This window comes from Streptomyces sp. FH025 (assembly GCF_017427025.1).
In the GTDB taxonomy this organism is placed as follows: domain Bacteria; phylum Actinomycetota; class Actinomycetes; order Streptomycetales; family Streptomycetaceae; genus Kitasatospora.
The window spans coordinates 1-12,224 of record NZ_JAFLNG010000171.1 but is presented as its reverse complement, the minus strand read 5'-3'; the positions used below and the strand labels follow the sequence as shown (position 1 = coordinate 12,224).

Below are 12,224 nucleotides of genomic sequence, written 5' to 3'. Positions count from 1 at the left end.
CGGCACCACGTGGGGGCGGTGCCGCCGTGGACACGGTGGGGAGTGTGACATGTACCATGGCACACATCACATGACCTTGAGAAGCCTCCGGACTGTGCACGGTTTGCACGGAAAACGCGTGGAGGCCGTGGCGACTGATCGTCACCACGGCCTCCACATCGGTGATTTGAGGCACTCGTAAAGCTGCCACTCGCGGAGCGGCTGCTCGCGGAGCGACTACTTGCGGAGCAGCAGGATCACCCCGGCCGTCGCCAGGCCGACCAGCACGGCGGCCACTCCGTACGCCAGGCGGTGCGCCCGCAGCACCGGCAGGAAGCGGTCCACCGCGTAACGGCCCGGGCCGGTCAGCGCGAGGGCGGCGGCACCGGCGGTCAGCAGCAGCTCGTACTCGCTGCCCTTCGGGGCGAAGAACCCGCCGCCCCAGGTGACGGCGAGCGCGTTGACCATCGTGCCGACGATCGCGGCACCCGCGAGCGGGGTCAACAGGCCGACGGCCAGGCCGAGTCCGCCCAGGATCTCGGTGAGGCCGGCGACCACGGCCATGGCGTTGCCCGCCGGGTAGCCGCTCATGGTGAAGAACTGACCGGTGCCGTCGATCCCGCCACCGCCGAACCAGCCGAACAGCTTCTGGCTGCCGTGCGCGGCCATGGTCAGGCCGAGGGTCAGGCGCAGGAGCAGGAGTCCGGCGTCATAGGCGTGCGGGGAGGTGGTCGCGGGCCCGGAGGTGTTCCGGGCGGGGCGGACGGTGGGGTTGGTGGCGGCGGTCGTGCTCGGGCTGTTGCTCGGCATGCGCGTCTCCATCGATCGGTATCGGTCGTCGCAGGACAAGGGGTCGCAGGACAAGAGGGAGGGTGATGGCGCGGCCGGACATCATTGTTCAAATTTGAACCTGCCGCTCTTCGACCGTACCTCGGAGTTCGAATTTGAACAACTAACGGACCGTGAGATCGCGAGTGACTAGCGCCACCACCCAGGTCCGGGCAGGGTGGAGACATGACTCAACGCAGGCGACACCAACGGTCCGCGCAGCCCGGCACGCCCTACTCCGAGGCGCTGGCCGCCTTCGGCGAGAGGGTCCGGCTGATCACGCCCGACCAGTGGGACTCCCCCACCCCGTGCACCGACTGGTCGGTCCGCGACCTGGTCAACCACCTGGTCAACGAGCAGCTCTGGGTGCCCGAGCTGCTGATGGGGGCCACCATCGCCGAGGTCGGCGGCCGCTTCGACGGCGACCTGCTCGGCGACGACCCGGCCACCGCCTGGACGGAGGCCGCCGAGGCCGCCCGGCAGGCCTGGGCCGTCCCCGGCGCCACCGAGCTGACCGTCCACCTCTCCTACGGGGACACCTCCGGGCAGTACTACCTGGACCAGCTCACCACCGACCTGGTGATCCACAGCTGGGACCTCGCGGAGGGCATCGGGCGGCACACCCGGCTCCCGGAGGACCTGGTGGAGTTCGCGCTCGGCGAGTTCGCCGGCTACGGGGACCTCTCCGGCAGCGGGCTGTTCGACAAGCCGCTGCCGGTGAGCGCGGACGCCGACCCGCAGACCCGGCTGCTCGCCCTCACCGGGCGGCGCAGCGACGGCTGAGCCGAGGGTTTCAGGAAGCGGCGCCGGATACTGGAGGGTACGGGGGCGGATCACCCTGATCCCGTACGAGAGGCGGGCGCACCATGAGCCGCAGGCCGGACATCTTCGGCGAGTTCACCGCCGACCACCGGGCGGTCACCGAGCTGCTCGACCGGATCGAGGCCGCGCCGAGCGGCGCGGCCGAGCGCGGCGAGCTGGTGACCCGGCTGACCGACCTGCTGTTCACCCACTGCGCCGCCGAGGAGGAGCACCTCTTCCCGGTCGTCCAGCACGACGTGCCGGACGGCGGCGGACTGGTGTTCGGCAGCATCCACGACCACCTGGCCATCGGGCAGTACCTCGCCGACCTCCAGGGGGTCGGCCCGGCCGATCCGGCCTTCGACACCTTGCTGCGCGGCCTGGCCGACACCGTGCGGCGGCACCTGGCCGGGGAGGAGAAGGTGCTGTTCCCGGCCGCCCGCAAGGCGCTGCCCGCAGCGGAGCGTGCGGCGCTGGGCGAGCGGGTGCGGACGGAACGCGCGAAGCTCGGCGGTCCCGAGGGGATCAGCGGGCCCGAAGGGATCAGCGGGCCCGAGCAGCTCAGCGGGCCCGAGGAGATCAGCGGGCCGGAGGAGATCAGCGAGCCCGAAGGGATCAGCGAGTCCGAGCAGCTCGGCGGGCCGGAGGAGATCAGCGGCTGAGGGCCGGCCCTTCTCAGCCCTTCGGGCTGATCACCGCGAACCGCGCGCCCTCGCCGTCCAGCAGCCGGGCCACCCGGCCGTACGGGGAGTCGAAGGCCGGGCCGACCGCCGAGCCGCCCAGCTCCAGGGCCCGGGCCAGCGCCCGGTCGGTGTCCGGGACGGCGAAGGAGACCTCCCAGTGCGGCGGCATGCCCGCCGGGCCACCCGCCTGCTCCTTGGCCAGCGCCGCGACGCTGTGCCCCTCCGCCCGCAGCACCACCCGGTCGTGTTCCCAGCGGACCTCGAAGTGCTCGGGGTCGCGGCCGTCCCAGCGGAACACCGCGCCGTAGAACAGCGCGGCCGCGAACGGGTCCGGGGTGCGCAGCTCGATCCAGACCGGCGCGCCCGGCAGGTCCAGCCTCCGGGCCCGGCCCAGCGGGCCCTCCCAGATGCCGAAGACCGCCCCGGCCGGGTCCGCCGCGAAGGCCACCCGCCCGGCGTCGAAGGCGAGCGGGCCGACCGCGAGGGTCGCGCCGCGCTCACGCACCGCGTCGGCCGCGGCGTCGACGCTCTCCGTCCCGAAGTAGCTGGTCCACGCGGGCGGCACGGCCCCGATGCCCGCGACCCCCAGCCCGGCCACCGCCTCCCCGCCGGTCACCGCGTGCACGTACGGACCGAAGCGGTCCGGCCCCGGCTCGAACTCCCAGCCGAGCAGCGGCCCGTAGAACCCCCTGGCGACCTCCAGGTCCCGGGCCATCAGGCTCACCCAGCACGGAACGGCCGCCACACAGCGCGCCCCGGTGGTCGTCTCGCCGCTGACCATCGCGAACCTCCTCACCCGCCCGGCCGCCGGGCTCCTCCCGACTCCCACGGCCCACCGGCCGCCCGGGACGCCCACAGCCTAGGCCGAAGGGCGTACCGCCCCGGCGGAGGCATGGCCGGGCTCAGCGCACCCAGTTCTTGAGCGGCTCCGTGTCGAGCGAGATGCCGACCGGGTCGGGGAGGTGGACGGTCTTGCCGAAGGGGAGGATCTGCACGGTCTCGTAGCGGACGCCGTCGGGCTGGCTGTGGACGATGACCTCGGCGGAGTCCCGGTCGATCAGCAGGTAGACCGGGATGCCCGTCTCGGCGTAGGCGCGGGGCTTCTCTACGCGGTCGCGGCGGTCGGTATCAGAGTCGTAAGAGGTGACCTCCGCGACCATCAGCACCTCGCCGGCGGGCGCCCAATCCCCATAGCCGACGAAGGCGTCAGCATCCGCGAGCGTGCCGTCCGGCCGGGCGTGCCCGCCTCGGTACCCCTGAAGCCTCAGTCCTTGATCATGCAGATAAAGCTCCGGCCGGACCTGAATGCAGATTCGGTTGAGCCACTGGACGATGCGGCCATGGTCTCCGTCCGGCACGGGCTTGATCCCCAACTTCCCGTTGATGAACTCCAGCCGGATGCCCTCGACGGTCCGACCCATGTGACGGGCGAACTCCTCGAACTGCTCAGGCAGCATCTGTGGGCGCTCGGAAATCGCAGTCACGGGCCCTCCTCCTTCGCCTAGGCACCCCCCGGAGCAACGAGCACACCGGCGAGTGGTTACGGGGCGTCTGGCTTTGACGATAGCCGACCCCATCCACCCATAAAGGTGTGTGACGCAGGTCACGTTCAGGGCGGAAATTCCGGGGACGGATTCCCCGTTTCCGAGTACGTTGGTCGAAGCGGGGAGAAGTTCCCCGGTAATCTGAAGGAGCAGTCGTCGTGACCACCGTCGCCGTCGAGTCGGCCCGGACCGGAGAGTGCGTGCGTGCGCCGAAGTTGCGCGCGGATGCGAGCCGGAACCGGGAGCGGATCGTGCTGGCGGCCCGGGACGCGTTCGTCGAGCACGGCGCGGATGTGCCGCTGGACGAGATCGCGAAGCGGGCGGGGGTCGGCAATGCCACGCTGTACCGGAACTTCCCGGACCGGGTGGCGCTGATCCGCGAGGTGGCGCTGCTCGCCAAGAACCGTATCCTGGCCCTCGCCGAGACGGCGACGGCCGAGGCCGACGCGGTCGGCGGCACCGGCCCGTTCGAGGCTCTGCAACGGTTCGCGCACGCGGCCGTCGAGGAGAAGGTCGGCGGGCTCAGCGCCGTCTTCACCAGTGTCCTCGACCCCGACGACCCTGAGTTGACCGAGATCCGAGTGCGCCTGCAGACCGCCGTGAGCGGGCTGATGGAGCGCGCCCGGACGGCGGGCGAACTGCGGCCCGACGTCGACCACGGTGACCTGTTCATCGCGATCAGCCAACTGACCCGGCCGCTGCCGGGCACCTCCTGCCAGCTGATCGAGGACTTCGGCCACCGGCACCTGCAACTGTTCCTGGACGGCCTGCGCACGCCGGCCCGTTCGGCGCTGCCCGGCCGGGCCGCGACCTTCGAGGACATCCGCTCCCGGGACTGACCGACCACCTGGACCCACCACCACTGATCCGACCCACCAGCCTCCATCCACCGCGCCGCTGACCGGCACCGCCGCCGGACGCCCGCGCGCGCCCTCGCACCCGTACGGCGACCTGCCGTTCCCGTACGGCAGTTGACCGTTCCTCGCGCACCACGCACCGTGAAGTGAGTACCTCCATGCCTGAAACCGACGCCCGACCGGCGACGCTGCCCGATCCCCGGCGCTGGAAGGCGCTGATCTTCATCGGCCTCGCCCAGCTGATGGTCGTCCTCGACGCCACCATCGTGAACATCGCCCTGCCGTCCGCGCAGACGGACCTGGGCATCTCCGACGGCAACCGCCAGTGGGTGATCACCGCCTACGCGCTGGCCTTCGGCGGCCTGCTGCTGTTCGGCGGCCGGATCGCGGACCTGTGGGGCCGCAAGCGCACCTTCATCGTCGGCCTGACCGGCTTCGCGCTCGCCTCCGCGCTCGGCGGCGCCGCGGCCAACACCGCGATGCTGCTCGGCGCCCGCGCGCTGCAGGGCGTGTTCGGCGCGCTGCTCGCGCCGGCCGCGCTGTCGCTGCTGGCGGTGACCTTCACCGAGGCCAGGGAGCGCGCCAAGGCCTTCGGCATCTACGGCGCGATCGCGGGTGGCGGTGGCGCCATCGGCCTGATCCTCGGCGGCCTGCTGACCGAGTACATGAACTGGCGCTGGACCTTCTTCGTCAACATCCCGTTCGCCATCGTGGCCGCCGTCGGCGCCGTCCTGGTGATCCGCGAGCCCGCCGAGGGCCGCAACCGCAACAAGCTGGACGTTCCCGGCGTGCTGCTGGTGACCACCGGCCTGGTCTCGCTGGTGTACGGCTTCACCCGCGCCGAGTCCAACGGCTGGACGGCCGGCAGCACCCTGGGGCTGTTCGCCGCGGCCGTCGTGCTGCTGACCGCGTTCGTGCTGGTCGAGCTGAAGGTCAAGGCCCCGCTGCTGCCGCTGCGCGTGGTGCTGGACCGCAACCGCGGCGGGGTGTACCTGTCGCTGGGCATGGCCGTGATCGGCATGTTCGGTCTGTTCCTGTTCCTGACCTACTACCTGCAGATCGTGCTCGGCTACAGCCCGGTGCTGACCGGTGTGGCCTTCCTGCCGATGGTGGCGGGCATGATCACCGGCTCGACCCAGATCGGCGCCCGACTGATGACCCGCGTCCCGGCGCGCTACCTGATGGCGCCCGGCTTCCTGGTCGCCTCGGTCGGGATGTTCCTGCTGACCCACATCGGCCTGGACACCTCGTACCCGGCGCTGATCCTGCCCGGCCTGGTCCTGATGGGCCTCGGCATGGGCACCGCGTTCATGCCGGCCATGAGCCTCGCCACGCACGGCGTCCAGCCGCGCGACGCGGGCGTGGCCTCCGCGATGGTCAACACCTCGCAGCAGGTCGGCGGCGCCATCGGCACCGCGCTGCTGAACACCATCGCGGCCAGCGCCACCACCAGCTGGCTGACCGCGCACGCTGCTGCCGCCACCTCCCCGGCGGCCGCCAAGGCCGTGCAGTTCCAGGGCATGGTGCACGGCTTCACCACCGCGATCTGGGTCTCCTTCGGGATCCTGGTGGCGGCCGCCGCGGTCGCCTTCACCTTCATCAACGCCGGGCGGCCCGGCGCGGCCGGCTCGGGCGAGGGCGCGGGTTCGGCGGAGAGCAACGAGGTGCCGGTGCTGGTGCACTGATCCTCTCGGGGCACCGCTCCCCTCGGAGCAAACTCGGGTGCGTACGCGGCCCGTCCGGTGTCTTCCACGGCACCGGGCGGGCCGCTCGCGTTCTCCACCCCGTCGAGACCCCCGTCGAGACCCCCGTCGAGGCCCCCGGGTAGAAGTGGGGATCATTCCCCGATTATGGTGGCCCCAGTGCGAATCGGGGAACTATCCCCGTTTCCTTCGGACTGAGGTGCGTGCACATGACCCGGAATCAGAGCCCAGGGCGGGGGCGGCGGGCCGCCGACTGGGCGGACGGCCGGCTGGGGATCTACTCCCTGGCCAGGGCCAACCTGCGGAAGATCTTCCCGGACCACTGGTCCTTCATGCTGGGCGAGATCTGCCTCTACACCTTCCTGATCATCATCCTGACCGGCGTCTGGCTGACCCTGTTCTTCAAACCGAGCATGGGCGAAGTGGTCTACGACGGCAGCTTCGTCCCGCTCAGGGGCATCTCGATGTCGGAGGCCTACGCCTCCACCGTGGACATCAGCTTCGAGGTGCGCGGCGGGCTGCTGATCCGGCAGATCCACCACTGGGCGGCGATCGTCTTCGTCGCGGCCATGTTCGTGCACATGATGCGGGTGTTCTTCACCGGCGCGTTCCGCAAGCCGCGCGAGGTCAACTGGGTCTTCGGCTTCCTGCTGCTGTTCCTCGGCATGCTGGACGGCTTCTTCGGCTACTCGCTCCCCGACGACCTGCTCTCCGGCACCGGCATCCGGTTCATCGAGGGCGTGGTGCTGGCCGTCCCGCTGGTCGGCACGTACATCCAGATGTTCCTGTTCGGCGGGGAGTTCCCCGGGCACGACATCATCCCGCGGTTCTTCACCATCCACGTGCTGCTGATCCCGGGCATCATGCTCGGCCTGCTGGTGGCGCACCTGATCCTGGTCTTCTACCACAAGCACACCCAGTGGGCGGGCCCCGGCAGGACCGAGAGGAACGTCGTCGGCATGCCGCTGATGCCGGTCTACCTGGCCAAGGCCGGCGGGTTCTTCTTCCTGGTGTTCGGGATCATCGCGCTGATGTCCGCGGTCGCCACCGTCAACCCGATCTGGGCGTACGGACCGTACCGGCCGGACCAGGTCTCCACCGACGCCCAGCCGGACTGGTACATGGGCTTCGCGGAGGGCCTGATCCGGGTGATGCCCGGCTGGGAGATCGGCCTGTGGGGGCACACCCTCAACCTCGGCGTGCTGATCCCGTTCGCGCTGTTCCCGCTGATCCTGGGCGCCATCGCGGTCTACCCGTTCATCGAGGCCTGGGTGACCGACGACGGCCGGGAGCACCACCTGCTCGACCGGCCGCGCAACGCGCCCGTCCGCACCGCGCTGGGCGCGGCCTGGATCAGCGTCTACCTGGTGATGCTCGCGGGCGGCGGCAACGACCTCATCGCCACCCATCTGCACCTGTCGCTCAACGCGATCACCTACGCGGTGCGGATCGGCTTCTTCGTCGTCCCGGTGGCCGTCTTCCTCCTCACCAAGCGCTGGTGCCTCGGCCTTCAGCGCCGGGACCGCGACAAGGTGCTGCACGGACGGGAGACGGGCGTCATCAGGCGGCTGCCGCACGGCGAGTTCACCGAGGTGCACGCCGGGCTCACGCCCGCCGAACTGCACCGGCTCACCGCACACGAGCAGCCCCGCCCCCTCGAACCGCCGACCGCGGTGGACGAGAATGGAGTCGCCCACCCGGCGGGCGCGCTCACCCGGGCCCGTGCGAGGCTGTCCCGCGGGTTCCACGGCGAACACGCCCGGATCGCCAAACCCACCGCCGAGGAGTACCGCGAGATCGCCGAGGGCCACGGGCACTGACCCGCCCCCGCACCCATCCCCCGCCACCAGAGGGAGGACAACGTGCACGACCGAACCGACCAGCTCGCCGACAGCAGGTACCTCCTGCTGACCACCTTCGGCGACGACGGCAGCCGGCAGGACTCGCAGCTCTGGGTGGTGGCCGATGGTCCCGCACTCGGTGTGTGGGCCCCCGCCCACTCCGGCGAGGCCGAACGGATCCGGCGCCGCCCCCGGGTGCTGATCGGCCCCTGTGACGCCCACGGACGCCCGACCGGCCGCCAACTCCCGGCCCGCGCACGGCTCTGCGACGCCGAGGCGACGGCGCGCTACCGCACCTCGCTGATCAACAAGTACGGCCTGACGGCACTGATCGCGCTGGCCCGCAGCCGCTTCCGGGTGGGGCTGGCCGGGACGGTCGGGATCCGGATCACGCTGAACGAACTGGAGCAGCGGCTGGTCGGGCCGGAGTGGCGGCCGCCGGCCACGTACTGCGTCAACTGAGGGCCGCACGACGGTCAACTGGCGCCCGTAAGAAGCCAGATGAGCCCGCCGAGTGCCGGGGCCCGGGGACGGGGGCCCGGCACTCGGCGTTTCCTCCGGTCACGTCGGTCTCGCCGGTCACGTCGGCGGGTCGTTCACGTCAGCGGGTGGGTCGGAACCGGGCTGACCTCCTGGATCTCCCCGTGGGCCTTGGTGAGCAGCTGCGAGGCGAGGTCGTTGAGCGCTCGGGCTCCCGCGATCTCCTCGCCGACCCTCAGCTGTTCGGGGTCGGAGGGGTGGCGGCTGCTGTAGCCGTGGGCACGCAGTTCGCTCCCGTCACTCAGCCGGAGCAGGGCGGCGGCGGTCGTCCGCGGGCCGACCTCGCGGAACTCCATCTCGATGTGCCAACCGACCAGAGTCTGCATGGCGGATCACCTCCATCGGTTACCCCTCCAGAGTGCGCCGCACCCAGCGTGAACACCAGGCCAGCCGGAGGCGGCCGACACGGGAGGAATACCCCGCTGGGCATCACGGTTGTGGCAGGCACATGGCCTGTACCGCCGCCCTCGGAAGGGAAGGATTCGCGAGATGAGCAACACGGTCGAGCTGACCAAGGAGAACTTCGACGAGATCGTCCCGGGCCCGGAGGGCAAGGACTTCGTCTTCATCGACTTCTGGGCCGGGTGGTGCGGGCCGTGCCGCCAGTTCTCCCCGGTGTACGAGAAGGCCGCCGAGCGGCACACCGACCTCGTCTTCGCCAAGGTCGACACCGAGGCGCAGCAGGAGCTGGCCGCCGCGTTCGGCATCCAGTCGATCCCGACGCTGGCGATCATCCGCGAGGGCGTCCTCGTCTTCTCGCAGGCCGGCGCGCTCCCCGAGCACGTGTTCGAGGACCTGATCGGGCAGGCCCGCGGGCTGGACATGACCGAGGTGAAGCGCAAGGTGGCGGAGGAGCAGGCGGCCGCCGGCCAGGCCTGACCCGTACGGGCGCCGCAGACCCGGGGAGCGATGGCTCCCCGGGTCTTCGCCGCGCCGTCGTCACGGCGGGTCCTCGCCCCAGGCGGCGAGCCGGGCCGCGAGCGCCCGCACCTCGGCCCGCAGCTCGGCGGGCTCGCGAACGGTGAACGGCCACCCCAGGCCGGCCAGCAGCACCGCGACGCCGTCCAGGTTCTGCGCCCGGGCCCGCAGCAGAACCCGGTCCCCGGCGAGTTCGGTGAGGGTGCCGACGGCGGGCGGCAGGCGGCGCCGGGCCTCGGCCAGGGTGGTGTGCAGCTCCACCTCCACCCGGTGCCGCCAGGGCGCCCCGGCCAGGGACTCCACCACCCGCTGCACCGGGTCGAAGTCCTCGGGCGGCTCGAACTCCGCCTCGCCCGGTTCGACCCGCTCGATCCGGTCCAGCCGGAAGGTGCGCGGCTCGCCGCTGCGGTGGTCGAGCCCGGTGGTGTACCAGCGGCCGGAGTGGAAGACCAGGCCGTACGGGTCGAACTCGCGCTCGCTGCGCCGGTCCTCGCGGTCCCGGTAGGCGAGCCGCACCCGGCGCCGGCGGCGGGCCGCCTCGGCCAGGGTGAACAGCGCGGCTGCGGCGGGGCTGGGGCCGGAGGCGGGCGAGGCGGTCAGGCCCAGCGTCTGCTCGACGGCGGCGGTCCGCTCGCGCAGCGCGGGCGGCAGCACCCGCTGGATCTTGGCGAGCGCGCTCTCGGCGGCCCGCTCCCCCACCGACAGGCCCGAGCTGCGGCCGGCCAGCAGCCCGAGGACGACCGAGGCGGCCTCGTCCGGGTTGAGCATCAGCGGCGGCAGCCGGTAGCCGGGCAGCAGGCGGTAGCCGCCGTAGCGACCGCGCTCCGCCCGGACGGGGATACCGAGTTCGGCCAGGCGCGCGGCGTAGCGGCGCACGGTGCGCTCGTCCACATCGAGCCGGGCGGCCAGCTCGGCGCCGGTCAGGCCGGGGCGGTCCTGGAGCAGCTCCAGCAGGGCGAGCACACGGCTGACCGGGTGTTCCATCGCGGGCGCCGCCTCCTGGTCGGGAAATCCGGGTGAATCCTGTCCGGATTCGATCCTAGAGTCCGGGGTGACGGGGGTCCGACCACGGAAGGAGCGATCCATCATGAGCACGTTCGTACTGGTTCCCGGGTTCTGGCTCGGCGCCTGGGCCTGGGACGAGGTGGCCGCGCCGCTGCGCGCGGCCGGGCACGAGGTCCATCCGGTGAGCCTGCCGGGGCTGGCCGAACGGGCCGGCGAGGTGGGCGAGTTCGGGCTGGAGGAGCACATCGCCGACCTGGCCGGTCGGCTGGTGCGCGAGGACCTGTGGGACGTCGTGCTGGTCGCGCACAGCGGCGCCTGCGCCCCGGTGGACGGGGTCGCCGACCGGTTGCCCGAGCGGATCCGCCGGGTCGTCTACCTGGACAGCGGCCCGATGCGCGACGGCACCTCGGTGTACGACCTGTGGCAGCCCGACTTCCGGGCGGCGGCCGACACCTCGGAGGTCGACGGCCGCTTCCCGACGCCGCCCTGGGAGTTCCTGGCCTCCCACGGCTCCAGTCTGGAGGGCCTGGACGAGGCCGCGCTGGAGCGGATCCGCGCCCGGCTCACCCCGCACCCGGTCGGGGCGTACCGCGACCGGCTGCGGCTGACCGGCGCCGGGGCCGCGCTGCCGCACGCGCTGGTGTCCTGCTCCTTCCCGCTCGACCGCGTGAAGGCGATGATCGCGGCCGGCCACCCGTTCTTCGCCGGGATGGCCGGGCCCGACTGGGAGCTGCGCGAACTGCCCACCGGGCACTGGCCGATGTTCTCCCGCCCGGCCGACACGGCGGAGGTGCTGGCGGAGATCGCGGCGATCTGATCACGTTCGCGTGTTCACCCGCGCGGAGCAGGCTCGACGGCGCAGGATGGGGGCGCACGCCGTGCCCGGGTGCGCGGAGTGGCCGCCGGAGGCGGTCCGGGTCAGGCTCGGGTACGGGACCGACATCGGCCGCGGCACCCGCCGCACGCGCGGGGCGGCCAGTGAGACCACGGAGGACGGGCATGACCAGCAGCACCGCCGAGGAGTACGACGTCATCGTCCTGGGAGCCGGGCCGACCGGCGAGAACGTGGCGGACCGGACGGTCGCCGCCGGGCTGCGCACGGTGATCGTGGAGTCCGAACTGGTCGGCGGCGAGTGCTCGTACTGGGCCTGCATGCCGAGCAAGGCACTGCTGCGCCCGGTGGCCGCGCTGAACGACGCCCGCGCGGTGGGCGGCGCCCGGGAGGCGGTGGACGGCGGACGGCTGGACGCGGCCGCGGTGCTGGCCCGGCGGAACTCCTTCACCTCGAACTGGAAGGACGACGGCCAGGTGCAGTGGCTGCGCGACACCGGCATCGAGCTGGTCCGCGGCCACGGCCGGCTGGCGGGCGTGCGGACCGTCACGGTGGAGGCCGAGGACGGCACCGAGCGGGTGCTCACCGCCCGGCACGCCGTCGCCGTGTGCACCGGCAGCCGCCCGGTGCTGCCGCCCGACATCACGGGCCTGGCGGGCGCCCACCCCTGGACCAACCGGGAGGCGACCGACT

The 12,224-nt window shown here is 72.2% G+C and carries 14 protein-coding genes; 9 read left to right on the top strand and 5 right to left on the bottom strand.

Annotated features, from left to right (window positions below):
- Positions 1-216 precede the first annotated feature (216 nt).
- A complete protein-coding gene (locus J0670_RS14865; RefSeq protein ID WP_207812037.1) occupies positions 217-789 on the bottom strand; it encodes a DoxX family protein in 573 nt (190 codons plus the stop codon).
- A gap of 204 nt (positions 790-993) precedes the next feature.
- Between J0670_RS14865 and J0670_RS14860 the strand changes: the two genes are divergently transcribed.
- Both J0670_RS14860 and J0670_RS14855 read left to right on the top strand, forming a co-directional pair.
- Positions 994-1,590 (top strand): TIGR03086 family metal-binding protein, encoded by a 597-nt coding sequence (locus J0670_RS14860; RefSeq protein ID WP_207812036.1) that lies wholly within the window; start codon positions 994-996, stop codon positions 1,588-1,590.
- An 83-nt stretch (positions 1,591-1,673) separates the two neighbouring features.
- Positions 1,674-2,270 carry a hemerythrin domain-containing protein gene (locus J0670_RS14855; RefSeq protein WP_207812035.1) on the top strand — a complete coding sequence of 199 codons (597 nt, stop codon included), beginning with the start codon at positions 1,674-1,676 and terminating at the stop codon, positions 2,268-2,270.
- A gap of 13 nt (positions 2,271-2,283) precedes the next feature.
- Here J0670_RS14855 and J0670_RS14850 read toward each other — a convergent pair whose 3' ends face one another.
- Both J0670_RS14850 and J0670_RS14845 read right to left on the bottom strand, forming a co-directional pair.
- The gene (locus J0670_RS14850) at positions 2,284-3,072 is read right to left on the bottom strand and encodes a VOC family protein (protein WP_207812034.1); all 789 of its coding nucleotides are present in this window, start codon (positions 3,070-3,072) and stop codon (positions 2,284-2,286) included.
- Between the two features lie 121 nt (positions 3,073-3,193).
- Positions 3,194-3,748: a Uma2 family endonuclease gene (locus J0670_RS14845; RefSeq protein WP_243437030.1), complete on the bottom strand. Its 555-nt coding sequence runs from the start codon at positions 3,746-3,748 to the stop codon at positions 3,194-3,196.
- Positions 3,749-3,993: 245 nt separating this feature from the next.
- Here J0670_RS14845 and J0670_RS14840 point away from each other — a divergent pair, with 245 nt between their 5' ends.
- The 4 genes from J0670_RS14840 (at position 3,994) to J0670_RS14825 (ending at position 8,698) form a co-directional block, all read left to right on the top strand.
- Positions 3,994-4,674 (top strand): TetR/AcrR family transcriptional regulator, encoded by a 681-nt coding sequence (locus J0670_RS14840; protein WP_207812032.1) that lies wholly within the window; start codon positions 3,994-3,996, stop codon positions 4,672-4,674.
- A 176-nt stretch (positions 4,675-4,850) separates the two neighbouring features.
- Positions 4,851-6,377: an MFS transporter gene (locus tag J0670_RS14835; RefSeq protein WP_207812031.1), complete on the top strand. Its 1,527-nt coding sequence runs from the start codon at positions 4,851-4,853 to the stop codon at positions 6,375-6,377.
- A 227-nt stretch (positions 6,378-6,604) separates the two neighbouring features.
- On the top strand, positions 6,605-8,215 hold the full coding sequence (locus J0670_RS14830; protein ID WP_207812030.1) for a cytochrome bc complex cytochrome b subunit: 1,611 nt from the start codon (positions 6,605-6,607) through the stop codon (positions 8,213-8,215).
- Between the two features lie 42 nt (positions 8,216-8,257).
- On the top strand, positions 8,258-8,698 hold the full coding sequence (locus tag J0670_RS14825; RefSeq protein WP_207812029.1) for a PPOX class F420-dependent oxidoreductase: 441 nt from the start codon (positions 8,258-8,260) through the stop codon (positions 8,696-8,698).
- Positions 8,699-8,832: 134 nt separating this feature from the next.
- Here the strand turns inward: J0670_RS14825 and J0670_RS14820 are convergent, their stop codons facing one another.
- Positions 8,833-9,102, bottom strand: coding sequence for a DUF1876 domain-containing protein (locus tag J0670_RS14820; protein ID WP_207812028.1), 270 nt, complete (start codon positions 9,100-9,102; stop codon positions 8,833-8,835).
- A gap of 154 nt (positions 9,103-9,256) precedes the next feature.
- On the opposite strand from J0670_RS14820, the gene J0670_RS14815 reads away from it, so the two are divergent.
- Positions 9,257-9,655, top strand: coding sequence for a thioredoxin family protein (locus J0670_RS14815; protein WP_374223104.1), 399 nt, complete (start codon positions 9,257-9,259; stop codon positions 9,653-9,655).
- 60 nt (positions 9,656-9,715) lie between these two features.
- On the opposite strand, the gene J0670_RS14810 is transcribed toward J0670_RS14815, so the two are convergent.
- Positions 9,716-10,678: a YafY family protein gene (locus J0670_RS14810; RefSeq protein ID WP_207812026.1), complete on the bottom strand. Its 963-nt coding sequence runs from the start codon at positions 10,676-10,678 to the stop codon at positions 9,716-9,718.
- 103 nt (positions 10,679-10,781) lie between these two features.
- On the opposite strand from J0670_RS14810, the gene J0670_RS14805 reads away from it, so the two are divergent.
- Together J0670_RS14805 and J0670_RS14800 are read left to right on the top strand one after the other, a co-directional pair.
- Positions 10,782-11,516 carry an alpha/beta fold hydrolase gene (locus tag J0670_RS14805; protein ID WP_207812025.1) on the top strand — a complete coding sequence of 245 codons (735 nt, stop codon included), beginning with the start codon at positions 10,782-10,784 and terminating at the stop codon, positions 11,514-11,516.
- Between the two features lie 182 nt (positions 11,517-11,698).
- On the top strand, positions 11,699-12,224 hold a 526-nt coding region (locus J0670_RS14800; protein WP_207812024.1), incomplete at its 3' end, for an FAD-dependent oxidoreductase.

Excerpts from the sequence above, each read along its gene's own strand:
- J0670_RS14865 (WP_207812037.1), bottom strand. The coding sequence starts at position 789 with ATGCCGAGCAACAGCCCGAGCACGACCGCCGCCACCAACCCCACCGTC.
- J0670_RS14860 (WP_207812036.1), top strand. The coding sequence starts at position 994 with ATGACTCAACGCAGGCGACACCAACGGTCCGCGCAGCCCGGCACGCCC.
- J0670_RS14855 (WP_207812035.1), top strand. The coding sequence starts at position 1,674 with ATGAGCCGCAGGCCGGACATCTTCGGCGAGTTCACCGCCGACCACCGG.
- J0670_RS14850 (WP_207812034.1), bottom strand. The coding sequence starts at position 3,072 with ATGGTCAGCGGCGAGACGACCACCGGGGCGCGCTGTGTGGCGGCCGTT.
- J0670_RS14845 (WP_243437030.1), bottom strand. The coding sequence starts at position 3,748 with ATGCTGCCTGAGCAGTTCGAGGAGTTCGCCCGTCACATGGGTCGGACC.
- J0670_RS14835 (WP_207812031.1), top strand. The coding sequence starts at position 4,851 with ATGCCTGAAACCGACGCCCGACCGGCGACGCTGCCCGATCCCCGGCGC.
- J0670_RS14830 (WP_207812030.1), top strand. The coding sequence starts at position 6,605 with ATGACCCGGAATCAGAGCCCAGGGCGGGGGCGGCGGGCCGCCGACTGG.
- J0670_RS14820 (WP_207812028.1), bottom strand. The coding sequence starts at position 9,102 with ATGCAGACTCTGGTCGGTTGGCACATCGAGATGGAGTTCCGCGAGGTC.
- J0670_RS14810 (WP_207812026.1), bottom strand. The coding sequence starts at position 10,678 with ATGGAACACCCGGTCAGCCGTGTGCTCGCCCTGCTGGAGCTGCTCCAG.
- J0670_RS14805 (WP_207812025.1), top strand. The coding sequence starts at position 10,782 with ATGAGCACGTTCGTACTGGTTCCCGGGTTCTGGCTCGGCGCCTGGGCC.